This is a genomic window from Micromonospora sp. DT178 (genome assembly GCF_049841695.1).
Classification (GTDB): domain Bacteria; phylum Actinomycetota; class Actinomycetes; order Mycobacteriales; family Micromonosporaceae; genus Micromonospora.
Genome location: NZ_JBNCKV010000016.1, coordinates 78,405 through 101,203, shown reverse-complemented (window position 1 = coordinate 101,203; position 22,799 = coordinate 78,405). Strand labels below are relative to the sequence as shown.

Genomic DNA, 22,799 nt, shown 5'->3' with positions numbered 1-22,799 from the left:
TCGGGGGCGGGGGTTAGCGTGTGCCCGCTGCCGCCGCGCCGGCCACGTCAGGCCGGTCGCCGACCCCCTCGGAGGGCCCCCCATGTCGCAGGAGACGACCTACCTCGAACTGTCCGAAGCGGACGGTGCGCACAAGTTCTACGAGGTCGTCGTCGACGACTCCGCGCTGACCGTCCGCTACGGCCGGATCGGCGACCAGGGCCAGGTCAAGACCACGGCCTTCGCCGACAACGCCAAGGCCCGCGCAGCGGCGGCGAAGAAGATCGGCGAGAAGGTCCGCAAGGGGTACGCCCCGGCCGTGCGCGGCGTGCGGCAGAAGCGCGCCGTCTCCCGGCGGCAGATCGTCAGCACCCGCTCCACCGCCCGCACCGCCCCGGTGCTCTGGCGCTACGACTCAGGCGCCCCGGCCTTCGGCATCTTCGTCGACGGGCAGAGCTGCATGGTCGGCAACGAGCGCGGCGTCATCACCACGCTCGGCCACGACGCCCGCGTGCTCAACCAGGTCCGCCTCCCCGAGGGGGTGAAGTGCATCGTCGCCGACGACGCCTGGATCTACGCGGGCTGCGACGACGGCAACGTCTACGACCTGTCCGGCAAGGTGCCCCGGGTGGCGTACGAGATCGCGCCGGAGATCGACATCTACTGGCTGGACATCCACGACGGGGTGCTGGGCGTCTCCGACGCGGGTGGCGGCATCGTCGCCGTCGACCACGAGGACGAGTTCCTCTGGCGCCGGCAGGGCCGCGGCCGGTCGGCGTGGATGGTGCGCTGCGACGCCGACGCGCTCTACCACGGCCACTCGCAGGGTGTGACCGGCTACGACTGGCGGACGGGCCAGGAGCTGTGGCACACCCGTACCGGATCGGTGCTCTTCGGCTGGCAGGAGCCCGGCGCGGTGTTCGCGGGCACCGCCACCCGGGAGGTGGTGCGGCTGGCGAAGGACGGCCGCGCCGAGCGCACCTACCGCTGCGACGCCCCGGTCTTCTCCTGCGCCACGGCCGAGGGCGGCCGGTACGTCTTCGCCGGCGACAGCCAGTCCTCGATCTACTGCTTCGACGCGGCCGGCAACCGGCTGTGGAAGCTCGGCACCGGCTGCGGCTCGGCCTACTCGATGCAGTACCACGAGGATCGGCTCTACGTGGTCACCACCGGCGGCCATCTGGCCTGCATCGACGCCAGCGAGCCGGCGATCCGGGCGGCGGAGGCCGGCGACGTGCCGGAGGTGGTCGACGTCAAGGCCCCGCCCCGGATGCCGGAGCCGGCGGCCTGGACGACGGTCGAGGTGACCAGCGACGTCGACGGTGGCGTGGTCGTGCAGTGCGTCGAGGACCGGGGCCGGCTGCGGGTGCACGTGGTCTCCCCCGGCTACCACCGGGACTGGTCCGTGCAGTTCCCCAAGGGCATCCGCGAGCCGGGCGCGCGCTACCTGGTCACCCAGGTCCGCGAGTCCGGCCGGGGCGGCTTCTACCGCGCCCACGGCGACATCCGCCGCCTCCGCTGACCGCGCTCCCACCCACCCCCACCCCACCCCCACCTACCCCCGCCGCCCACCCCTCCCCCGGCGCGGTGATCAAGAGGTTTGCGTCCGGTTCGATCTCCGTGGCGGACCCGAACCTCTTGATCACCGCGACCGGCGGGTGGGCGGGAGCGGGGGAATCGGTGGTGCGGGGTGGGCGGGCGCTGGTCCAGGATGGCCGGGTGGATGCCGAACTGCTGATCCCCGAGGGGCTGGGCTGGGTGCGGGACGTGCCGGCCGGGCGGGAGTGGCTGGCCGCCCTGCCGGAGCGCCTGGCCGCCTGCACCGCCCGCTGGTCGCTGCGGCTCGGGCCGCCCTTCCCGTACGCCTTCGCGTCGCTGGCCCTGCCGGCGGAGCTGCCCGACGGCACCCCGGCGGTGCTCAAGCTCCAGTACCCGGACCCCGACAGCGTCCACGAGGCGACGGCACTGAAGCACTGGGCCGGGGCGGGGGCGGCCCGGCTGCTCGGGCACGACCCGCAGCGGCGGGCGCTGCTGGTCGAGCGGTGCGCGCCCGGCACGCCGCTGCACGCCCTGCCCGCCGACGCGGCGCTGGACGTGGCGGTCGGACTGCTGCCCCGGCTGTGGCGGCCGGCCGGCCCGCCCTTCACCCCGCTCGCGGACGAGGCCGCCGGCTGGCTGGAGCGGCTACCGGTGAACTGGGAGCGGGCCGGCCGGCCGTACGAGCGGCGGCTGCTCGACGCGGCGCTGGGGCTGCTGACGGACCTGGCCGGCAGCCAGGGCGAGCAGGTGCTGGTCAACCAGGACCTGCACGCCGGCAACGTGCTGCGGGCGACCCGGGAGCCGTGGCTGCTCATCGACCCGAAGCCGCTGACCGGCGAGCGCGAGTTCGGCGTGGTGCCGCTGGTGCGCGGCCCGGAGCTGGGGCACTCGCCGGAGGCCGTCCGGCACCGGCTGGACCGGCTCAGCGCGGAGCTGGGGCTCGACCGGGAGCGGGTACGCGGCTGGACGATCGGGCAGACGCTGGCCTGGAGCATCGGCGAGGGGAAGGTCTTCCCGAACCAGGTCGAGGTGGTCCGCTGGCTGCTCGACGCGGGGTGAGTTACCGCCTGACGGACGGCCGCGAGCCGCTGCGGCGCAGGGGCGATGCCGGTCCTTGCCTTCCTCAATCGCACCCCGGCCATGGCACGGCGCCCGCCATACGCGCTGTCGGGCTGCCCGCGCAGACGGGGCAGCTCGACAGGCTGCTATGAGGATTGGCGCAGCGGTCGGGATGGGTCAGGCCGGTTGGCAGGCAGGGCACCAGTAGAGGTTGCGGCCGGCCAGCCCGCCCCGGCTCACCGGCGTGGCGCAGACGTGGCAGGGCTCGCCGGGGCGGCGGTAGACGTACACCTCGCCGCCGTGCCGGTCGACGCGGGCGGGGCGACCCATCGCCTCGGGCAGGTGCGCGTCGCGGACGGTGTCGATGCGGCCGCGTACGACGGCGAGCCGCATCAGCGCCACCAGGTCCGCCCAGAGCGCGTCCCAGCCGGCGCGGGTCAGCCGCCGGCCGGGCAGCGTCGGCGGCAGCCCGGCCCGGAACAGCGCCTCGGTGACGAAGATCAGCCCGGTGCCGGCCACCACCGACTGGTCCAGCAGCAGCGCGGCCAGCGGCGTGGGGCTGCGGGAGATCCGGGCGTACGCCCGGTCGGGGTCGGCGTCGGCGCGCAGCGGATCGGGGCCGAGCCGGTCGCGCAGCGCCGCCACCTCGGGCGGGGTGAGCAGCTCGCAGGCGGTGGGACCGCGCAGGTCGAGCCAGTGCCGGTCGCTGGTCAGCCGCAGCCGCACCTGGCCGACCGGCTCCGGCGGCTCCCCGGCGCCGTCGGCGAACCTGCCGTAGAGCCCGAGGTGCACGTGCAGGGTCAGCTCGTCGGCGTGGTGGTGCAGCAGGTGCTTGCCGTACGCCTCGGTGGCCTCCAGGACGGTGCCGGAGAGGCGGGCCGCGCCCTCGGCGAAGCGGCCCTGCGGGCTGGCGGCGTGCAGCTTGTCCCCGCCGAACAGCTCGGCGTGCCGCGCCGCCAGGCGGTGGATGGTGTGTCCCTCTGGCACGGGTGCCAAGGATAGCCAGCGCGCCGGGGGCGGAGGTCGGTGCGGGACCGGGGGGCCCTGCCGCCGCGCACGGGCAGCACGCCGGGCAGGACAGTCGGACGGATTCATTGACTTCTATTACGAAGGAATATTAACTGGATCTCACGGAGGTTCGGACAGGTCCGGGCAATCCGTGACATCAACGCGCCCATTATCGGCCGGTTCGTGCACGTTCGCACATCGCCACCACCGCCGCGCGAGAGGAAGACACCCGATGTCCACCACCCCCGTACCCGCCACGGCGGGTCACCGCCGGCGAGCCCGGCGCCGAGTCGCGTCCGCAGGTCTGCTCGCGCTCTGCACCGCCGTGGCCGCCGCCACGGTCACGCTCCCGGCGCCGGCGTCCGCCGCCAACGAGCCGGTGAACGTCTGGCTGACCACCACCACGGACCCCGGTGGCCGCCAGGTCAGCCGGGGCCTCCAGCAGCAGGCCCCGCTCGCCTTCGCCCCCTCCAGCGGCGGCGCGACGCACACCATCACCGTCAACGAGAACACCCGCTACCAGCAGTTCGAGGGCGGCGGCGCGTCGATCACGGACACCACCGCGTACCTGTTCCGGGGCGGGCCGATCAGCGCGGCCACCCGCGACGCCGTGATGCGCAAGCTCTTCTCCCCGACCGACGGCATCGGGCTCTCCTTCGTCCGCAACCCCATCGGCGCCTCGGACCTCTCCCGCCCGGGCAACGTCTCCCTCGACGACACCTGCTGCGACCTCAACGACTTCTACAGCAACGGCTACGACACGAACGTGCGGCTGCTCACCGCCCAGGCCCGGTCGCTCAACCCGGAGCTGCGGGTGAAGGGGGTGCCGTGGAGCGCCCCCGGCTGGATGAAGGACAACGGCCGGATGGACCAGATGGGCTGGCTCAAGTGGGAGTACTACCCGATGTACGCCCAATACCTGGTCAGGTACGTGCAGACCTACCAGGCCGCCGGCATCCCGGTGAACTACCTGTCGGTGCAGAACGAGCCGAACTGCTGCAAGGCCGCCGCGCCGACCGAGATGAACTACCCGGGCATGAGCTGGAACGGGTCGGGGCTGGTCGAGTTCACCAAGAACCACCTCTACCCCGCGCTGCGCGCCGCCGGCCTCAACACCAAGGTCCTCGTGCACGACTGGAACTACGGCGACTACTCCGGCTTCGGGGCGGTGCTGCTGGCCGACCCGGGCATCCGCAACGACCCGCTCTTCGGCGGCATCGCCTGGCACGGCTACTTCGGTGAGCCGACCGTGGGCACCCAGGTGCGCAACCAGTACCCGTCGGTGCGCCAGTTCAGCACCGAGCACTCGGGCGGCACCTGGATCGGCAACCAGCACAACGAGGACCTGGCCGACATCGTCAACTACGCCCGCAACCACAGCAGCAGCCTGGTCAAGTGGAGCCTCGCCCTCAACCAGAACATGGGCCCGCACAACGGCGGCTGCGACGTCTGCACCGGCCTGGTCACCGTCCAGGAGGGCGGCCCGCGGGCCGGCCAGGTCGACTACACCGTCGAGTACTACACCACCGGGCACCTGACGAAGTTCGTCCGACCCGGCGCGTACCGGATCGACTCGACCGCCAACGGCACGGTGCAGAACGTGGCGTACGTGAACCCGGACGGGTCCAAGGCGCTCATCGCGCACAACGGCGGCACCGGCAGCCAGTCGGTCAAGGTGGTGTGGGGCGGGCAGTCCTTCACGTACTCGCTGCCGGCCCGGACCACCGCCACCTTCACCTGGTCGGGCAGCCAGTCCGGCGGCGGCGGGCGGACCGGCCCGATCGTCGGCCTGGCCGGCAGGTGCCTCGACGTCGCCGGGGCCAACAGCGCCGACGGCACCGCCGTCCAGCTGTACGACTGCAACGGCAGCGCCGCGCAACAGTGGACGCTCGGCGGCGACGGCACCGTACGGGCCCTGGGCAAGTGCCTGGACGTGCGGGACAACGCCACCGCCGACGGCACCCGGACCCAGCTGTGGACCTGCACCGGCGCGGCGAACCAGCGGTGGACCGCGACGGCGGCCCGCGACCTGGTCAGCGCCAGCGCGAACAAGTGCCTGGACGTGGTGGACAACAGCTCGGCCAACGCGACACCGACCCAGGTCTGGACGTGCACCGGTGGCGCGAACCAGAAGTGGACGGTGCCCGCCTGACGCGCCTCGACCCGGCGAGGGGGTGCTGCCCGGCGGTCTGCCGGGCAGCACCCCCTCGTTTCGGTCGACCCGCTGCCGGGAAGAGGTCGGGAGAGGCCGACACAGGGAGGCACCACGATGGATCACCGCACCCCCCGGCGCCCCGCCACCAGGCTGCGGCGATCCACCGCCCTCGGTGTGTCGCTGCTCGGTACCATCGGCCTCGTCGGTTGCACGGCCCCGGCCGACGACCAGGGTCAGGGCACGGCACCCACCCCCTCGGCGACCGGGTCGACGCCCACCGCGACGGCTCCGCCAACCTCGCCCAGCGGGAAGGCGCCGGTGACCATTCCCACCTCGGCCTTCCTCGAACTGCCGCCGGAGCATCGGAAGTCGCCCCGGACGACGACGCCCGTCGCGAACGCCCTACCCAAGCTGTGCGGCGAGGAGTTCGGCACCGGCGGTCGGGCGGTGACCGCGAGCGCCTCGATGATGAACGTCTACAAGCAGATCGAGGACCCGCCCGAGAACGTCCCGTACGGCACGGTCACGCAGACCATCTTCACCTTCGAGGGCGAGGGCGCCTCGGACTACCTGCGGCGGCTGCGCGGCTCGCTCGACTCGTGCCCGTCCTTCCGCCGGTCGGGGACCACCGTCGAGGTCCGGACCCGCCCGCTGCCCGGCGTCGGCGACGAGGCCCTGCTCGTGACCCAGACCTGGCCGCAGACGGACCTGCAGGGCAGCCGCACCGGCGGCGACGCGGTCAGCCAGATCACCGTGATCCGCGTCGACGACGTCACGACGGTGCTCCACGACCAGGGCTGGGAAGGCACCAGCGGCAGCCCGGACCTCATGGACGACTTCGCCCGCGCCGCCGTCCGCGCCCTCGACACGTGGCAGCGGTAGGACGCCGCGCCCGGCTGCACCCGTAGACCGGAACGCTGGCTGCCCGCGTGGACCGGAACGTCCTCCGCACCGACCCGGTCCACCGCCGCGCACCCGGTGTCGCGGAACGACCGCCTGGGTATTGCAGAGGCGTACCGCGTGGGCGGCGTCGTTGCATCGGCCACCACGCATTCATGAGGAGGTGTGTGGTGGTGAAGATTCCCTCGCTGTCCCGCCGGTCGGAAGAGGCGCCGGCACGGGACGAGAACCTCGACGGCCGCGTCGACGGCCGCGACGCTGCCGCCGGCACCGGCCGGGACGACGCGACGCGGGCCGACGCCGACGGCGGCAACGGGCCCAGCCGTCCGGTGGTCGCCGACCGGGACGGCGAGCAGACGACCTACCGCAGCAGCGCCGCGCCCGACGGCGCCGGGCGGGACGCCGCCGCCGAGCGGCGGGCGGCCGAGCGGGCGGCCGTCGCCCGGGCGGCCACGGCCCGACCCATCGACGACGATCACCGACGCGCTCCCCGGACCACCGAGCCCGACCCGGCGCTCGAACGGACCCTCGACGGCCGGACGACCGATCTGGACCGGAACGCGGCGCTGGGCGGCCGGACGGACCGCGCCGGGGAGCGCCCGCTCGACGGGGACACCGTGGAGCGGCCCGTCGACCGGGACCGCACCGTGGAGCGGCCCGTCGACCGCGACGGCGACGGCGTCCCCGACCGCGAGCCGGAGCGGCCGGTCGTCGCCGGCCCGAAGCCCCGGGCCAGCATCCTCGCCACGCTGGGTCTGATCGTCGGCGTCGCCGGGGCGCTCTTCGTGCTCACCGGCACCCTCGCCGGGTACGGCATCGGCCTCGGCGCCCTCGGCGCGGTCCTCGCGGTGCTGGGCCTGATGGCCACCCGCCGCCGGCACATCGCCGGCAAGACCGACGCGCTGCTCGGCGTCGCCCTGGGCCTCGGCGCGGTGGTGCTCGGCGTGCTGGCAATGACCGGTCAGTTCGACTGGCCGACCACCGACGGGGACTGGGTGCAGCGGTTCCGCGAGTGGCTTGACTCACAGTTTGTGGACCGCTTCTAGCGGGCACTGTTCGGCTCGCCGGCGGTGCGCCGGCAGCGCCGGTGGTTCACCGGCGACGCCCGACCAGCCTGGTGGTTCACCAGCCGGGCAACCCTTTTTCGGGGGCGGCGATTCGCCGCCCCCGAAGTGTCTTCCCAGGTGGCCGGCCTGCTCACGGTGGCGCTGCTGCGGTCGGCACGACGGCATCCGGCGCTCACCCGACGCTCGCCCGGTCACCGGTCGCGATCCGGCGGCCCGGGGCCGGCTCAGAGTTCCGGGGCGCCGGGGGTCACGCCCTCCCGCGCGTCGAGCAACTCGTCCCAGTGCCGGTGGGTCCACTCGCACGCCACGTCCATCGGCCCGAGCAGACTGCGCCCGAGCGGGGTCAGCGCGTACTCGATCCGCCGGACCGACCCGGTGTGGACGGTGCGCCCGACCAGACCGTCCTCCTCCAGGGTCCGCAGCGACCGGGTGAGCACCTTCGCGGTGATGCCGCGCAGCGGGACGCGCAGCTCCGAGAAGCGCCGGGGACCGGCCTCCAGGCAACGAATGATCATGCCCGCCCACTTGTCGCGGAACCGGATCGGGGACAGGTCCGACGGGCAGACCGGGTCGAACATCTCCGGGTCGAGCGGCGTGGCCATGCCCGCCACAGTAGTTGGTATCCCATCGGTAACCACCGTGCCGACTAGCGTCCGTCGCGGTCCCGGCGACCGGCCGGGACGACGGGCGTGAGGGGTACGACGATGGGCAGGATCATTGTCTTCGGAGCCGGTGGGCGGGCCGGCCGGGCAGCGGTGCGGGAGGCGCGGGCCCGGGGGCACCAGGTCACCGCGGTCGTCCGGGACCCGGGCCGGCATCCCGACCTGGCCTCGACCGACGCCGTGCGGGTGGCGGTCGGCGACGTCACCGACGCCGGCCGCGTCGGCGCACTGGCCGTCGGGCACGACGCCGCCATCCACGCCGCCGCCGACCTGGCCGCGCCGCCGGACGTCTTCTTTCCCGCCGCCGCCCGGGCGCTGACCGCCGGGCTGGCGTCGGCCGGGAACCGCCGGCTGCTGGTCGTCGGGCTGGCCTCGGTGCTGCCGACGGCGGGCGGTGACCTGCTCATGGACACGACGGGCTACCCGCAGGAGTACCGCTCCTTCTACCTGGGACACGCGGCCGGGACGGAGACGCTGCGCCACGCCGGGCCGGAACTCGACTGGCTGGTGCTCAGCCCGGCCGGCGACTTCGACCACGACGGCACCGGCGTCGGCCGCTACCGCTGGGCGACGGCCGACGCGGCGAGCCGGATCCCGTACGCCGACTTCGCCGTCGCGCTGCTGGACGAGATCGAGACGCCCCGGCACCGGCAGGTTCACCTCGGGGTGGAGCAGGGCTGATGCAGCGCATCGCCGCCGTCCGGGCGCCGTGCCGCAACGTATCGCCTTTCCTGGGTTCGGATACGCAACGATCAGCCGTTCGACGCAAGCATCGCCGGTGGATTGTGTCGCCCCCGGCCGCATAACGTTGAGCAACGGCGCCAGCCCGTGGGCCGAAGGTGGCCGGGCGCGCCCGACCCCTGGGAGCAGGACAATGACGATGGACGCCACCAGCCAGCGCTTCCTGATGTGCCGGCCGACGTACTTCGCCGTCGACTACGCCATCAACCCGTGGATGGACCCGACCGCGCCGGTCGACGTCGACCTCGCCGTCCGGCAGTGGGAGCAGCTGCGCCAGACCTACCGGGACCTGGGCCACACCGTCGAGGAGATCGCTCCGGTGCCCGGCCTGCCCGACATGGTGTTCGCCGCCAACGGCGGCACGGTGATCGACGGCAGGGCGATGGCCGTGCAGTTCCGCGACCCGCAGCGCGCCGACGAGGCCCCCGCCTACCGCGCCTGGTTCGAGGCCGCCGGCTTCGAGATGTACGACCCGAAGCACGTCAACGAGGGCGAGGGCGACATCCTGCTGGCCGGCGACTTCCTGCTGGCCGGCACCGGCTTCCGCACCGCGCACGCCTCGCACGCGCAGCTCCAGGAGGTCTTCGGCTACCCGGTGGTGACCATGCAGCTGGTCGACCCGCGCTTCTACCACCTGGACACCGCGCTCACCGTGCTCGACGAGCGGACGGTGGCGTACCTGCCGGAGGCGTTCTCGCCGGGCAGCCGGGCGGTGCTGCGCCGGCTCTTCCCCGACGCGGTGCACGCCACCCTCGCCGACGCCGAGGTCTTCGGGCTGAACGCGGTCAGCGACGGCCGGCACGTGGTGCTGCCGGCGCAGGCCACCGGCCTGGCCGCGAAGCTGCGCGACCGGGGCTACGAGACGATCGGTGTCGACCTCTCCGAGCTGCGCAAGGCCGGCGGCGGACCGAAGTGCTGCACGTTGCGACTCCGTCAGGGAAAGGCGAGCCAGTGATCGACGACATGCTGCGGACGCCGGAGGCGATCCGCGACGCGGAGCGGTGGACCGCGCACAACTACCACCCGCTGCCGGTGGTCGTCTCCTCCGCCGAGGGCTCCTGGCTGACCGACGTGGACGGCCGCCGCTACCTCGACTGCCTGGCCGGCTACTCGGCGCTGAACTTCGGCCACCGCCATCCGACGCTGATCGCCGCCGCGCACGCGCAGCTCGACCGGCTGACCCTCACCAGCCGGGCGTTCATCCACGACCAGTTCGCCGACTTCTGCCGCGAGCTGGCCGAGCTGTGCCGCAAGGACCTCGTGCTGCCGATGAACACCGGCGCCGAGGCCGTGGAGACCGGCATCAAGGTCGCCCGCAAGTGGGGTTACCAGGTCAAGGGCGTCGCGCCGGGGCAGGCCAACATCGTGGTGGCCGAGGGGAACTTCCACGGCCGGACGACCACCATCGTCAGCTTCTCCACCGACCCCGACGCGCGGGCCGACTTCGGGCCGTTCACCCCGGGATTCACGGTCGTCCCCTACGGCGACCTGGCGGCGCTGACCGCCGCCATCGACGAGAACACCGTCGCGGTGCTGCTCGAACCGATCCAGGGCGAGCAGGGCGTCGTCGTGCCGCCGGAGGGCTACCTGCCGGGCGTACGCCGGGTCTGCACCGAGCGGAACGTGCTCTTCATCGCCGACGAGATCCAGTCCGGCCTCGGCCGGACCGGGGACACCTTCGCCTGCGACCACGAGGGCGTCACGCCCGACATGTACCTGCTGGGCAAGGCGCTCGGCGGCGGCATCGTGCCGGTCTCGGCGGTGGCCGCGAACGCCGACGTGCTCGGTGTGCTCAGGCCGGGCCAGCACGGCTCCACGTTCGGCGGCAACCCGCTGGCCTGCGCCGTCGCGACCGAGGTCGTCCGGCTGCTGGCCACCGGCGAGTTCCAGCGCCGCTCGACCGAGTTGGGCGCCCGGCTGCACGCCGGTCTCCGCTCGCTGGTCGGCAGGGGCCTGGTCGCGGTGCGGGGCCGGGGCCTGTGGGCCGGCCTCGACATCGACCCGAGCCTGATGAGCGGCCGGGAGGCGTGCGAGCGGCTCGCCGAGCGCGGGGTGCTCGCCAAGGACACCCACGGCGCCACCATCCGGCTCGCCCCGCCGCTGGTGATCACCGAGGAGGAGATCGACCACGCGGTCGCCCAGCTCGCCGCCGTGCTGGCCGGCTGAGCCCCGTACGACACGGGCGGGCGTCGGGACCACGGTCCCGGCGCCCGCCGTCGTCTCCCGGCGGATCAGCGGGGCAGGCGCATCGCCATCGTGGGGGCCTCGGCCATGACCGACGTCGGCGTGTAGGAAGCGCCGGTGGGAAGCTCGTCGGGCCGGCCGATCTGCACCCCGGGGTAGAGCTCCACCATGTCGCCCTCGGCCAGCACCCGGGACTGCTGCGGCGCCAGCGGGACCCGGTCGGCCTCCGCCATCGACCCGCCCGGGCGGATGCCCGAGCCGTTGGTGCTCACGTCGGTCACGATCACCTCGCCGACCCGCAGCTCGAACCGGACGTGGCTGCGGCTGATCCAGCGGCGCGCCTCGTCGTTGAGCCACTGCCCGAGCGTGATCCCGCCGGCCTGGTCGGGCGCGCGGCCCACCACCGCCGGCTCCTCCTCGGTGAGCACGAAGCGGCGGCGGATCAGCCCGCCCACCCGCACGGCCAGGACGGCGCTACGCGGTCGCGGACCGGCGTCGCCGAGCCGGGTGCCGTGCCGGGGGCAGGTCGGCGCGCCGCCGCGCAGCGTGGGCGGCGGCTGGCCGGCCGGGCTGCGCTCCACCACCCGGGACAGGTCGGCGAAGGCCCCGCCGCCCCCGCCACCGCCGCCGAAGAGCGCGCAGCCGGGCTCCGCGCAGCGCCACCGCCGGGTGAGCAGCTTCACGCCGGCCGGTGACCGGTCACCGGCGACGGGCGTGTGCCCGCCGCCGACGTGGGCGATGAAGACCGGCCCGCCGGCGCCGGGCACCGGGGCGAGCACCCGGCCGGCCTGCTCGACCAGCCACGGGTAGCGCCCGCGCAGGCCGTCGGCCCGCACCCGGGTGAGCACGGGCAGCCCGAGCAGGTCCGCCACCTCCAGCATCCGGTCGCCCGGGTTGTCGAGCACCTCGACCAGCCCGTCGTCGGCCCACCGGCGGACCACCATGCGCTCGTTGGAGGTGAGGTCGGCGTCGGAGAGCAGGGCCCGGTGGACCACCGCGTAGACCGGGACGCTGTCCTCCTCCAACTCGCGGGCGAGGGCGTCGATCACCATGCCGAGGCGGAGCAGGCTCGCCGGCCGGCCGCCGTCGAGGTCCTGGTAGCGGATCACCTCGGCCAGGTCGACGACGGCCCGGGCCAGCGACGGGTCGGTGCTGACCCGGCCCTCGATGGCGTCCAGCACCTTGCTGATCTCGAATCTCATCCGACGCTCCCCACGATCTCGTCGATCCGCCGAGCCAGTTCCAGGTCACGCCGGGTGACCCCGCCCGCCGAGTGCGTGACGCACCGGAAGGTCAGGGCCCGCCAGCGGATGTCGATGTCGGGGTGGTGGTCCAGCTCCTCCGCCGTCACGGCGACCCGGTCGACCACCGCGATGGCCTCCGGGAAGCTGGCCAGCTCCACGGTGCGGGTGATCCCTGCGGGGTCTCCCGACCAGCCCGCCAGCGCACCCAGCTCGTCTCGCACCGCCTCGGCGGTGAGCACGTCTGCCATGGGGAGACCCTACCGGGACCGGGCGCGACGACGCCGACCAGCGGCGGGAGGTGTGGCCGACCCGGCAGCACGGCGGCCCGGGGGACCGCCAGGGCATAGATGGGCGGCTGTGGACCGGCGGGGTTAGGCTGACCGGCGGCCCGGCCGGGGCCCGCGAACGGCGTCGCCCCGGCCCACCCTGCGTGAGGAGATTTCCACCATGAACACTCGACGGCTGGCGACCACGGGGGTCGCGCTCGTCGCCGCGCTCGCCCTCGGTCTCACCGGGTGCGGCACGGACGCGGACGCTCCGGCCGGCAACGGTGGCGCCACCACCGGCGCGGCACCGGCCAGCAGCGCCCCCGCCGACGCCCGCGCCGAGCTGACCGCCGCCGCGCAGAAGCTGAACCAGCAGAGCGTCAAGATGCAGCTCACGTCGCCGGTCATCAACGGCAGCGGCGTGATGGACCCGGCCACCAAGACCGGCGACATGACGCTGAAGATGGGCGCGGAGGGCACCTTCCGGATCCTGATGCTCGGCAACGACGTCTACCTGAAGGTCACCGGCATGCAGGGGATGCCGAAGAAGTGGATGCACATGGACGCCACCAAGCTCGGCAAGAGCGGCCAGCTCAACCTGATGCCCGACGGCGACCCGGGCGGCGCGAAGCAGATGGTCGACAGCGTGGTGGACGTCGAGAGGACCGCCCCGGGCAGCTACTCCGGCACCCTCGACTACACCCGCACGAAGCCCGACGACAAGGCCATCCAGGCCCTCGGTGACAAGGCCAAGGCCGTCCCGTTCACCGCCAGGGTCGACGACCAGGGCCGGCTCGTCGAGTTCGCCATCGACACCCAGGTGCTGCACGAGTCGCTGGGCACCATGATCACCAACTACTCGAACTTCGGCGCGCCGGTCTCGGTGAAGAAGCCCGCCGCGAGCGACACGCAGGAGGCCCCGCAGGAGCTGATCGAGTCCATGGGCTCCTGAGCCCGACCGCACGCGAAGACGGGGGCGGCGCCGGTCGGCGCCGCCCCCGTTCGCGTGTCTCAGCCGCGCAGCGGCCGGCCCACCTCGTGCAGGTGCGCAAGCGCCTGGCGGTACGACTCGACCAGCCCGGTCTCCGCGTACGGGATGCCCTGCTCGGCGCAGTAGGCGCGGACGATCGGCCGGGCCCGGCGCAGGTTGGCCCGGGGCATGTTCGGGAACAGGTGGTGCTCGATCTGGTAGTTGAGCCCGCCCAGGGCGACGTCGACGAGCCGGCCGCCCCGCACGTTGCGGGCGGTGAGCACCTGCTTACGCAGGAAGTCCAGGTCGTCGTCGGCGGTGGGCATCGGCATGCCCTTGTGGTTCGGGGCGAACGAGCAGCCCATGTAGAAGCCCCACAGTCCCTGGTGGACGGCGACGAAGAGCAGCGCCTTCACCGGCGACATCACCAGCAGCAGCGCACCGAGGTAGCCCACGGCGTGCAGGACCAGCAGCAGCGCCTCGACCCGGCGGTGCCGCATCGGGGTGCGGAACCGGCCGTCGGAGTCCCGCCCCACGATCGCCTGCACGCTCGCCACGTGCAGGGCGATCCCCTCCAGCAGCAGCATCGGGAAGAACAGCCACGCCTGCCGGCGGGCCAGCCGGCGACCGAACCCGCGCGTCGCGGCGGCCTGCTCGTACGTCCAGACCAGCGCGCCGGCCCCGACGTCGGGGTCCTCGTCTTCGTGGTTGGGGTTGGCGTGGTGCCGGTTGTGCTTGTCGACCCACCAGCCGTAGCTGAGCCCGACCGCCAGGTTGCCGGTGAGCAGGCCGATGGCCTCGCTCGGCCCGCGCCGCCGGAACATCTGCCGGTGGCCGGCGTCGTGACCGAGGAACGCGACCTGGGTGGTGGCGACGGCGAGGAAGACGGCGACCAGGAGCTGCGCCCACGAGTCGCCGACCAGGCCGACGGCCGCCCAGCCCGCCGCGAAGACGCCCAGCGTGAGCACGATCCGGGTCACGTACCGTCCCGGGCGTCGCTCCAGCAGGCCCGCCCCGCTGATCCGCCGGGACAACTGCGCGTAGTCACTGCCCCGCCGTACCGGCGGGTCCGTCACCGCTCCGAGCACCATTGCGGCTCCCGTTCCCGTTCCTCGATCCCGGGGCACGCCGGTCGGCGCGTCCCCCTCCCAGTCTCCGGCGAACGGTTGCGCTGAGTAACCCTGCCCACCCCCGGGTCGGGGGTAGGGCGAGCCCTACCCCCGACGCCCGTGACCGGGGCCGGGACCGGGGCGGTCAGCCCATCCGGCCGACGGCGGCCCGCAGGCGGGCCAGGTCCCGGCGGCGTCGCTCGTAGGTCGTGGCGAGCCCGATCAGCGCGAACCCGCCGACGGCCAGGAAGATCCACCGGGGCAGCACGTCCCAGCCACGGACCAGCTCGTGCAGCGCGAGCAGCGCCAGGGTCACCCCGCCCAGCAGCACCGGCGCCTGCCAGCGGCGGGTCGCACCGGCGAGCACCGCGCCGAGCGCGGCGACGCCCAACAGCAGTCGCCGCCACGGCTGGGGGTCCGGCGCCACCAGCACCGACACCAGGCTCGGCAGCAACCCGGCCGCGAGCCCCGGGCCCAGCGCCAGCCAGCTGTTCAGCCCGGGCCGGGTACGCAGCGCCACCACGCCCGCCACGAGAGCCAGCGCCGCCGCCGGCACCGTGTACGCCTCCAGCACCGCCACGTCCCCGGCGGCCAGCAGCAGCCAGCCGCCGAGCAGCTCGCTGCCGCCGGCGATGCCCGCGAAGGCCCACCGCCGGCCCGCCGACTCGCCCCGACGCAGCACCCGCAGCGCGACGGCGGCGCCCCACAGCACGCAGACCGCCGCGGCGTGGCGGAGCGAGCCCACCGCGAGCAGCAGCGCGACCAGCGCCACCGCCTGGGCCGCCGCGTCCAACGCCGCCGCCGTGACCCGTCCCCGGCGGACCGGACCGGCCGCCGCCGCGACCGGACCGCGCACCGGCGCGCCAGCGGACCCGAGGGCCAGTGGACCGACCGGAGGCGACCCGGGGGCCGACGGACCAACCGGAGGCGACCCGGGGGCCGACGGGCCGACCGGAGGCGACCCGGCGGTCGGCGGACCGACCGGAGGCGACCCGGCGGGCGTCCGGGGGCCGCCGCGCACCGCCGCGGCGGCGGCCAGGGTGAGCACCGCGACGGCGAGCACGCTGAACGCGGCCGTCCGCACCGGCAGCCCGCCGGCCAGCGGCGCGACGACGGCGAGGCCGGTCGCGGCGGCCACCGCGACCAGGGCGCCGCCGAGGCGGGCGTCGTCCCGGCGGGCCGCCACCCCGACCACCGTCGCCGCGACCACGAGCACGCCGAGGCCGACGACCGTGCCCGTCCGGGTGGCCAGCAGCCCGAGCAGCCCGGACGCCACCAGCACCAGGCCCACCGGCAACCCGACCGGGGCGAGCAGCGGACGCGGTGCGGCCAGCGCGGCGAGCAGCACCAGCGCCACCCCGCCGAGCAGCGTGCCGACCGGCAGCACCGGCCACGGCACGCCCGCGGCCACCAGCAGCACGGGCAGCGCGGTCGCGGCGAACGGCACCGCGACCAGCGCGGCCCGCCACCAGCCGGCGCCCGCCGACGGGACGGCCTCCGCGCCGGTGGGGCCGGTCCGCACGGCACCCCGGTCCTGCCGACCGGCCAGCACCCCGGCCACCGCCAGCACGGCCAACGCCAGGCCCACCGGAAGCGCCCCCGGATCGGCCCGGACCATGGGCGCCCCGGACCAGGGCGACACCCCGCCGTACGGGGCGACGAGCGCCGTCAGCGCCACCGGCACGGCGGTGGCGACCGAGACCACGAGCAGCCCGATGCCAGCCACCCGCAGGACGACGTCGGAGCGCGCCGCACCGCCCAGCGTCGCCAGCAGGACCGCCACGGCGGCGTAGAGCGTCACCGGTTCGTCGGCCGGTACGACCACCGGCGCCAACCCGACCGCCGTGACCGCCACGGCGACCCCGACGAAGGCGTACGCCCGCAGGTCGAGCCAGTGCCGGCGGACCGCGAGCAGCCCGACGGGCAGCAGCGCGACGGCGGCGAGCGCCCCCCGCGCCTGCCACCAGGCCGGCGCACCGGCGGCGAGGAGGGCGACGACCGCGCCGGCCGGCACCGCGAGCGGCACGACGGCCAGCGCCGCCCCGGCCACCCCGCGCTGCGCGGCCGTGCCGCGCCGGCCGACCAGCGCCACGGCGGTCCCGGCGACCAGCACCACCGCGAGCGCCGCACCCGCGCCCGCCGGCGCGGCGAACCCGACGACCAGGCCGTGCCCGAGCAGGACGGTCCCGGCCCCCGCCGCGGCCAGGACCGTCCAGGACCGGACGCCCGGACGCCCCACCGCGGCGGCCAGCAGCAGGCCCACCGCCGCCACCAGGTCCAGCGCCACCACCGCGGGCCAGGGCGACGGCCAGGCGGCCGGCACCGCCAGCACGACGGCCGCCGCACCGATCGCGGCCAGCGCCGGCCGGGCGGCCCTCGGCAGCAACAGCCCGAGGGCGGCCACGGTCAGCGCGATCACCACCGGCAACTGCCACCCCTGGTCGCCGCCGGGTCCGGCGGCGGCCCCCCGCCACGGCGGCAGCGACCGGCCGGCGGTGGCGCCGGCGAGCGCGACGGCCAGCAGCACGGCGAACTGCGCCGTCCCGCCCGCCACGAGCAGCGCGCCGGCCCGGGGACCGGTCCGCCACCCGGCGGGCAGCAGCCGTACCGCGCCGGCCAGCGCCACCACGACCAGCGCCGTGAGCAGCAGCGACAGGTCCAGCTCCACGATCGGGCGGATGATCGCGCCGGCCAGCACCGGCACCAGCAGCGCGGCGGCCACGGCGCGGAACACCGTCCCGCCGGTGAGCAGCGCGGTGCCGAGCAGCGTCACCGCCACCAGCAGCAGTGGCGCCCCGGCCAGCAGCGGAACGCCGGCGGCCTGGCCGAGGGCCAGCGGTACGAGCGCGCAGAACGCGGCCACGAAGAGCGCGCCCGCGTGCCCCACCCAGGCGAGGACGCGCCCGGCGAGGACCGCCGGACGCACGCCGGACGTCCCGGGCGCCGCACCGGCCGGGGCCACGGCACCGGCGACCGGACCGCCGACGGTCGGGCCGGCGACGGTCGGGCCGGCGACGGTCGGGCCGGCGACGGTCGGGTCGCCGGTCGCCGGAACCCCGACGGCCTCGGCCTCGATCGCCGGGGCGCCCCGGCGGCGCAGCGCGACCAGCACCGCCAGGTCGAGCAGCGCCACCCCCAGGAAGGCCATCGCCCAGCCGGCGGCGTCCGGCCGGGCGTCGGCGACGAGCAGGGGCAGCACCGGCTGCGCGGTCACCAGGGCCGCGAACCACGGCACGGTCAGGCCGCTGAGCCGGCCATACCCGGCGGCGACCGCCGCGCCGGCCCCCCCGACCAGCGCGGCGTACCGGGTGGCGGGCCAGTCCGCCACCCCGACCAGGTCCACCGACCAGGCGGCGTACCCGTCGAGGAGCACCAGCAGCAGCCCGACGGCGGCGAAGGTCTCCGCGGTGCCGCGCAGCCCGCGCCGCACCGCCACCAGCGGCGCCGTCAGGGCGAGAGCGGTGAACGCGCACAGGATCAGGGCCCGACCGGCGACCCCCACCGCCGCCCAGGCGACCGCCGTGAAGACCACCGCGGCGGTGCCCAGCAGCAGCCCACCGAGGACGAAGAGCAGGCCCTGCACCGTACGGGTGGAGGTCTCCGCCCCGCCGACGCCCGCACCCGCCGGCGCGGGGACCGGAGCGACCGGCCCCCGGCCCGGCCACGCCGGCACCGGCGTCACGGCCGGCGGCGGGGTCACGCCCGGGCGGGCCGGCACCGGGGTCGCGGCGGCCGCGGGACGCACCGGCGCCGCAGTCGCGGGAGCCGCCGGTCGTTGCACGGGGAACTCCGCCCGTACCGCGGCGGCCAGCGCGGCCCGACGCCGCCGGGCCGCGCCCAGCCGGTCGGCGAGCCCCTGGTACGCCGCGCGGGCCCGCTCGACCTCGCCGCCGAGCGCGACGATCTCCCGGTCGAGCCGGACCACCTCGGCGGCGGCCGGGTACGGTGGCCGGCCGCAACCGGAGCAGCCGGAGCCGAGGTCGGCCGGCGCGCCGCAGGCGGGACAGGGATAGCCGGTGTTCTGCACCCGGCCATCATGGTGGCCGGGAGATCACCTGACCAGAGTGCGGGTACTCAGGGCCGGGAGTGCTCGTGCACCCAGGCGGCGTAGGCGGGGTCACCGCTGTCCACCAGGGTCACCAGGATCTCCGGCACCTCGTACGGGTGACTGGCCCGGATCTGCTCCACCAGCGCGGCGGCCCGGTCCGGCGCCGTCTTGAACTGCACCGACCACTCGGTGCTGGTCTCCACCCCGGAACGCCACCAGTAGGTGCTGTCCACCTGGCCGCCCACCTGCGCGCAGGCCGCGAGCCGACCGGCGACGGCCGCGGCCGCCAGCACGTCAGCGACCGAGCGGGCGTCCACCACCGTCGTCACCACGCAGATCTGGTCCACCAGCGCACCCTACGCGGCACCGTCCCGATTGGCCGCGATCCACTCGTCGATCCGCGCCCACCAGTCGAAAAGCCAGTCGATCCGCTCCTGCCGACCGGTCGGCACCTCCTCCGGCGGCACGGACCAGAAGCGCATGATGATCCGCTTGTCCATCGGCAGTTCCCGCCACACGTCGCCGACGCTGAGCATCCGGTCCAGGCCGGTGTGCGCCACGAAGATCACCCCGGCGTCGGTCGCGGCGTCCAGCGCCGCGAGCAGGCCGCCCGGCTGCGGGGCGAGCACGTGCCGCATCCGCTCCGCGCGCCGCGCCATCCGTTCGAGGCCGAGGCCGCGCAGCTTCTCGATGGCCCGCAGCCGGCGGCCGGGGGTGAAGTTGCCGCCCTCCGGGAAGATCACGAACGCGTCGTCGTCGTCCAGGCCCTGGGCCAGGTGCCCGATCTGCTCGGTCACCGACCCCCGGCCCTCCGGGCCAGGCGCGAGGAAGCGGTTCGGCAGCCGGTTGAGCAGCACGTCGACCGCCGGGTCCCACTGGAGGCTGTCCTTCAGCACGATCCGCGGCTCCCGGTTGAACCAGTTGACCAGGGCGTGGATCAGGATGAACGAGTCGCCCGGCCCGGCGTGCCGGCAGAGCACCAGCTCGGGTCGGCCGGGCAGGGCCGTGTCCGGATCGGTGCCCACCACGTCGATGCTCAGGTGCAGCGCCCAGCGGGCGTGCCAGAAGAGTGCCCGCAGGAACCAGCCGGCGAGCACGTAGTGCGCCCGCTGGAAGCCGGGCGAGCGGACCCGCCAGCCGAAGCCGGAGGCGACCCAGAGCACGAAGAGCGCGAGCAGCGCCGTCGCGTCCCAGACCAGGTAGACGCAGCCGAGCCAGAGCAGGCGCAGCGGCCGCAGCCGGCCCGGGACCAGCGGCGAGGCGGCCGCCGCGAGCAGCGCCCAGACCGGCAGGGTCGTCACCACCAGGAAGGCGAGCAGCACCACGCCGGGGGCCAGGAGCAGCCGGCGTACCCACCGCGGCGGCAGGGGCATCAGTGTTCCAACTGCGTCGCCAGGTAGCGCCGGGAGGCCGTGTAGGCGCGGCTGATCCGCCGTCCCACCGCCGCCATGTCCCGGTACGCCCACGGCGTGTCGTCGCGCGGCTCCAGCCCGCCGGTGGGCAGCACGTGCACCTCCACCCCGTCGGGCAGGGCCGCCATCTCCCGGGCGAACCGGTGCCGCCGGGCGATCTCGAACGCGACCTGGGCGATCTCCCAGGGCCGCCGGGGCGGGGTCAGGGCCCGCTCGATCCGACCCACCTGGAGTACGAAGATCCGCGTGGCGCCCACGGCGACCGCCTCGCCGATCGGGATGGAGTTCACGATCCCGCCGTCGATGTAGTGCTGGTCGTCGATGCGGGCCGGCGGCAGGAGTCCCGGCACCGAGGCGGAGGCGAGCACGGCCGGCACCAGCGGCCCGCTGTCGAACCAGTGCTCGGCGGCCCGCTCGATGTTGGCCGCGCAGCAGCGGAAGGGCACCCGGAGGTCGGCGAAGGTGGTCTCCGCACCCAGCTCGGCCTCCAGCAGCTTGCGCAGCGGGCGGGGCGAGTGCAGGTGGGTACGGGCGGCGAAGCGGCGCAGTTGGCGGGCCACCGAGTCGCCGTACACCTCACTCGCCTCGGGCGAGGCCCAGAGCCGGACCAGCCGGTCGGTGACCGCCTCGGACGGTTCGGCGGCGACCAGCGCGCCGTTGACCGCCCCGATCGAGGTGCCGAGCACCACGTCGGGCCGGATGCCGGCCCGGAACAGCGCCCGCAGCATGCCCACCTCGACCGCGCCGAGGACTCCCCCGCCCCCGAGCACGAACGCCACCGGTCCCCGCGACATAGGTTCATCCTGGCACGGGCGGAAAAGTGGCCGTCCGGGGCCGGCCCGGGGGCGGCGCGACGGCTGTCCGACGACGGCCCGGCCGACGCGGTCCGGTCCCGGAAGGTAGCCGACCGTTGACAGGCCCGACACATTCGCGCAACCTGATAGCGCTCCCACAGCGAGGCAGGTGCGTTCCGTGAAGCCAGCACTGCACCCCGGCCGGTTGCTGGCCCGCCGGTACCGGCTCGTCGACCAGATCGGCGCCGGCGGCATGTCGGTGATCTGGCGGGCGCGCGACGAGGTGCTCGACCGGGTCGTGGCGCTGAAGGTGCTCGCCCCGTCGCTCGCCGCCGACGCCCGCTTCCGCGACATGGTGCGCGAGGAGGCCCGCGCCGCCGCCCAGCTCGTCCACCCGCACGTCACCTCGGTGCACGACTACGGCGAGACCGTCGCGCCCGACGGGTCGATCACGTCGTTCGTGGTGATGGAGCTGCTGGCCGGCGAGGAGCTGGAGGTCCGGCTCACCGAGGGGCCGCTGCCGTGGGCCGAGGCGGTCGAGGTCGGCGCCCAGGTGGCGGACGCGCTCGCCGCCGCGCACCGGCTCGGCATCGTGCACCGGGACATCACCCCGGCCAACGTGATGATGACCCGGGCCGGGGTCAAGGTGCTCGACTTCGGCATCGCCACCCGGATCGGCGCGCCGGACGACGACGAGGACGGGGGCACCTTCGGCACGCCCGCGTACGTGGCGCCGGAACGGCTCGACGGGGCGCCCGCGCAGCCGGCCACCGACGTGTACTCCCTCGGCGTGCTGCTCTACGAGGCGCTGACCGGTCGGGTGCCGTACCCGGCGGACACCTGGGAGCAGCTCAGCGAGGCGCTCGCCGGGGAGGGCCCGCCCCCGCTGGCCGACATGCCGGGCCTGCCGCCCGAGGTGGCCCGCACCTGCCTGCGCTGCCTGGAGCGGGACCCGCTGGCGCGGCCCACCGCCCGCCAGGTCGCCACCCTCCTGCGCGACCAGCTGCTCCCCGCCGACCCGCAGGCCGCCACCATGCTCGCGCCGACGGTCACCCTCCCGACCCTGCCCACCCAGGCGGGCGGGGCGGAGCCGGGCGGCGGGACCGAGCCGCGCGGCGCCCGCCACGCCCGGGAGCGCCGTCGGCGCCGCCTGCCGCGCCCGGTGCTGATCGTGCCGGTCGTACTGCTCGTGGGGGTGGCCCTGGCCGTGCCCGCGATCCGTCAGGAGGAGTCGAGCCCGCCCCGGTCGCTGCCCACCACGGGCCCGTCCGACCCGCCGCCCTCCCCCACGCCGACGGTCGACGCCGCACCGCCCCCGGCGGCCTCCCCGACCCCGACGTCCGCCCCGCCGGTCGCGCCCCGGCCGACCCCGACGCCCCCGCAGCGCGACGACCTCATCGAGGCGGCCAACCGGGTCGACGGGCTGATCGGCGCCGGTCTCGACGACGGGGGGATCCGCCCCGACGTCGGCCTCGACTTCCGCAACGAGCTGCGTAACCTGACCGACGCGGCCCGCGCCCGGTCGGGCGACCTGGGCGAGCGGATCGCCCGGCTCCGCGAGAAGGTCGCGATCCGCCGCGGCGAGGGCGCCCTCACCGACGCGTACGCCCGCCGGCTGGACAGCGCGATCACCGCGCTCGGGGCGGCGCGGGTCTGACCGCC

At 75.3% G+C, this 22,799-nt stretch carries 19 protein-coding genes; 10 read left to right on the top strand and 9 right to left on the bottom strand.

The genetic code is table 11. The features are described from left to right. The first annotated feature begins 82 nt into the window (after window positions 1-82). Window positions 83-1,501 (top strand): WGR domain-containing protein, encoded by a 1,419-nt coding sequence (locus ACLQ22_RS25020; protein WP_425694458.1) that lies wholly within the window; start codon window positions 83-85, stop codon window positions 1,499-1,501. A 197-nt stretch (window positions 1,502-1,698) separates the two neighbouring features. Further along, on the top strand, window positions 1,699-2,577 hold the full coding sequence (locus ACLQ22_RS25015) for an aminoglycoside phosphotransferase family protein (protein ID WP_425694457.1): 879 nt from the start codon (window positions 1,699-1,701) through the stop codon (window positions 2,575-2,577). 177 nt (window positions 2,578-2,754) lie between these two features. Here the strand turns inward: ACLQ22_RS25015 and ACLQ22_RS25010 are convergent, their stop codons facing one another. Further along, a complete protein-coding gene (locus tag ACLQ22_RS25010) occupies window positions 2,755-3,564 on the bottom strand; it encodes an Fpg/Nei family DNA glycosylase (RefSeq protein ID WP_425694456.1) in 810 nt (269 codons plus the stop codon). A 253-nt stretch (window positions 3,565-3,817) separates the two neighbouring features. Here ACLQ22_RS25010 and ACLQ22_RS25005 point away from each other — a divergent pair, with 253 nt between their 5' ends. The 3 genes from ACLQ22_RS25005 (at window position 3,818) to ACLQ22_RS24995 (ending at window position 7,686) form a co-directional block, all read left to right on the top strand. Continuing rightward, window positions 3,818-5,737: a ricin-type beta-trefoil lectin domain protein gene (locus tag ACLQ22_RS25005; RefSeq protein ID WP_425694455.1), complete on the top strand. Its 1,920-nt coding sequence runs from the start codon at window positions 3,818-3,820 to the stop codon at window positions 5,735-5,737. A gap of 321 nt (window positions 5,738-6,058) precedes the next feature. Beyond that, a complete protein-coding gene (locus ACLQ22_RS25000; protein WP_425694454.1) occupies window positions 6,059-6,622 on the top strand; it encodes a hypothetical protein in 564 nt (187 codons plus the stop codon). A 188-nt stretch (window positions 6,623-6,810) separates the two neighbouring features. Further along, entirely contained in the window at window positions 6,811-7,686 is an 876-nt protein-coding gene (locus tag ACLQ22_RS24995) for a thrombospondin (RefSeq protein ID WP_425694453.1), read from the top strand. Between the two features lie 245 nt (window positions 7,687-7,931). Here ACLQ22_RS24995 and ACLQ22_RS24990 read toward each other — a convergent pair whose 3' ends face one another. Then, complete coding sequence (locus tag ACLQ22_RS24990; RefSeq protein ID WP_425694452.1) at window positions 7,932-8,309, bottom strand: winged helix-turn-helix transcriptional regulator; 378 nt, start codon at window positions 8,307-8,309, stop codon at window positions 7,932-7,934. A gap of 102 nt (window positions 8,310-8,411) precedes the next feature. On the opposite strand from ACLQ22_RS24990, the gene ACLQ22_RS24985 reads away from it, so the two are divergent. The 3 genes from ACLQ22_RS24985 (at window position 8,412) to rocD (ending at window position 11,276) form a co-directional block, all read left to right on the top strand. After that, a complete protein-coding gene (locus ACLQ22_RS24985; protein WP_425694451.1) occupies window positions 8,412-9,050 on the top strand; it encodes an NAD(P)-dependent oxidoreductase in 639 nt (212 codons plus the stop codon). Between the two features lie 199 nt (window positions 9,051-9,249). After that, window positions 9,250-10,065: a dimethylargininase gene (ddaH, locus tag ACLQ22_RS24980; RefSeq protein ID WP_425694522.1), complete on the top strand. Its 816-nt coding sequence runs from the start codon at window positions 9,250-9,252 to the stop codon at window positions 10,063-10,065. Continuing rightward, on the top strand, window positions 10,062-11,276 hold the full coding sequence (gene rocD, locus ACLQ22_RS24975) for an ornithine--oxo-acid transaminase (RefSeq protein ID WP_425694450.1): 1,215 nt from the start codon (window positions 10,062-10,064) through the stop codon (window positions 11,274-11,276). Before ddaH ends, rocD begins: the two co-directional genes overlap by 4 nt. Before the next feature lie 65 nt (window positions 11,277-11,341). Here rocD and ACLQ22_RS24970 read toward each other — a convergent pair whose 3' ends face one another. Continuing rightward, window positions 11,342-12,496, bottom strand: coding sequence for an FHA domain-containing protein (locus ACLQ22_RS24970; protein WP_425694449.1), 1,155 nt, complete (start codon window positions 12,494-12,496; stop codon window positions 11,342-11,344). Further along, window positions 12,493-12,786, bottom strand: coding sequence for a 4a-hydroxytetrahydrobiopterin dehydratase (locus tag ACLQ22_RS24965; protein WP_425694448.1), 294 nt, complete (start codon window positions 12,784-12,786; stop codon window positions 12,493-12,495). Before ACLQ22_RS24965 ends, ACLQ22_RS24970 begins: the two co-directional genes overlap by 4 nt. Window positions 12,787-12,985: 199 nt before the next feature. On the opposite strand from ACLQ22_RS24965, the gene ACLQ22_RS24960 reads away from it, so the two are divergent. Beyond that, window positions 12,986-13,756: a hypothetical protein gene (locus tag ACLQ22_RS24960; protein WP_425694447.1), complete on the top strand. Its 771-nt coding sequence runs from the start codon at window positions 12,986-12,988 to the stop codon at window positions 13,754-13,756. A gap of 59 nt (window positions 13,757-13,815) precedes the next feature. On the opposite strand, the gene ACLQ22_RS24955 is transcribed toward ACLQ22_RS24960, so the two are convergent. The 5 genes from ACLQ22_RS24955 to ACLQ22_RS24935 form a co-directional block, all read right to left on the bottom strand. Continuing rightward, complete coding sequence (locus tag ACLQ22_RS24955; RefSeq protein ID WP_425694446.1) at window positions 13,816-14,865, bottom strand: fatty acid desaturase family protein; 1,050 nt, start codon at window positions 14,863-14,865, stop codon at window positions 13,816-13,818. Window positions 14,866-15,028: 163 nt separating this feature from the next. Further along, window positions 15,029-18,910 carry an SCO7613 C-terminal domain-containing membrane protein gene (locus ACLQ22_RS24950; protein ID WP_425694445.1) on the bottom strand — a complete coding sequence of 1,294 codons (3,882 nt, stop codon included), beginning with the start codon at window positions 18,908-18,910 and terminating at the stop codon, window positions 15,029-15,031. Between the two features lie 47 nt (window positions 18,911-18,957). Continuing rightward, the gene (cutA, locus tag ACLQ22_RS24945) at window positions 18,958-19,278 is read right to left on the bottom strand and encodes a divalent-cation tolerance protein CutA (protein WP_121399656.1); all 321 of its coding nucleotides are present in this window, start codon (window positions 19,276-19,278) and stop codon (window positions 18,958-18,960) included. A 9-nt stretch (window positions 19,279-19,287) separates the two neighbouring features. Continuing rightward, a complete protein-coding gene (locus ACLQ22_RS24940; protein ID WP_425694444.1) occupies window positions 19,288-20,304 on the bottom strand; it encodes a 1-acyl-sn-glycerol-3-phosphate acyltransferase in 1,017 nt (338 codons plus the stop codon). Next, entirely contained in the window at window positions 20,304-21,137 is an 834-nt protein-coding gene (locus ACLQ22_RS24935) for a patatin-like phospholipase family protein (RefSeq protein ID WP_425694443.1), read from the bottom strand. The genes ACLQ22_RS24940 and ACLQ22_RS24935 overlap by 1 nt, the downstream gene beginning before the upstream one ends. Window positions 21,138-21,315: 178 nt before the next feature. Between ACLQ22_RS24935 and ACLQ22_RS24930 the strand changes: the two genes are divergently transcribed. Further along, a complete protein-coding gene (locus ACLQ22_RS24930; RefSeq protein ID WP_425694442.1) occupies window positions 21,316-22,794 on the top strand; it encodes a serine/threonine-protein kinase in 1,479 nt (492 codons plus the stop codon). Window positions 22,795-22,799 lie beyond the last annotated feature (5 nt).

What these genes read in the sequence shown, in the direction of transcription:
- ACLQ22_RS25020 (WP_425694458.1), top strand. Translation starts at nt 83, where the DNA reads ATGTCGCAGGAGACGACCTACCTCGAACTGTCCGAAGCGGACGGTGCG.
- ACLQ22_RS25005 (WP_425694455.1), top strand. Translation starts at nt 3,818, where the DNA reads ATGTCCACCACCCCCGTACCCGCCACGGCGGGTCACCGCCGGCGAGCC.
- ACLQ22_RS24990 (WP_425694452.1), bottom strand. Translation starts at nt 8,309, where the DNA reads ATGGCCACGCCGCTCGACCCGGAGATGTTCGACCCGGTCTGCCCGTCG.
- ACLQ22_RS24985 (WP_425694451.1), top strand. Translation starts at nt 8,412, where the DNA reads ATGGGCAGGATCATTGTCTTCGGAGCCGGTGGGCGGGCCGGCCGGGCA.
- ddaH (WP_425694522.1), top strand. Translation starts at nt 9,250, where the DNA reads ATGGACGCCACCAGCCAGCGCTTCCTGATGTGCCGGCCGACGTACTTC.
- ACLQ22_RS24970 (WP_425694449.1), bottom strand. Translation starts at nt 12,496, where the DNA reads ATGAGATTCGAGATCAGCAAGGTGCTGGACGCCATCGAGGGCCGGGTC.
- ACLQ22_RS24965 (WP_425694448.1), bottom strand. Translation starts at nt 12,786, where the DNA reads ATGGCAGACGTGCTCACCGCCGAGGCGGTGCGAGACGAGCTGGGTGCG.
- ACLQ22_RS24960 (WP_425694447.1), top strand. Translation starts at nt 12,986, where the DNA reads ATGAACACTCGACGGCTGGCGACCACGGGGGTCGCGCTCGTCGCCGCG.
- ACLQ22_RS24955 (WP_425694446.1), bottom strand. Translation starts at nt 14,865, where the DNA reads ATGGTGCTCGGAGCGGTGACGGACCCGCCGGTACGGCGGGGCAGTGAC.
- ACLQ22_RS24940 (WP_425694444.1), bottom strand. Translation starts at nt 20,304, where the DNA reads ATGCCCCTGCCGCCGCGGTGGGTACGCCGGCTGCTCCTGGCCCCCGGC.
- ACLQ22_RS24935 (WP_425694443.1), bottom strand. Translation starts at nt 21,137, where the DNA reads ATGTCGCGGGGACCGGTGGCGTTCGTGCTCGGGGGCGGGGGAGTCCTC.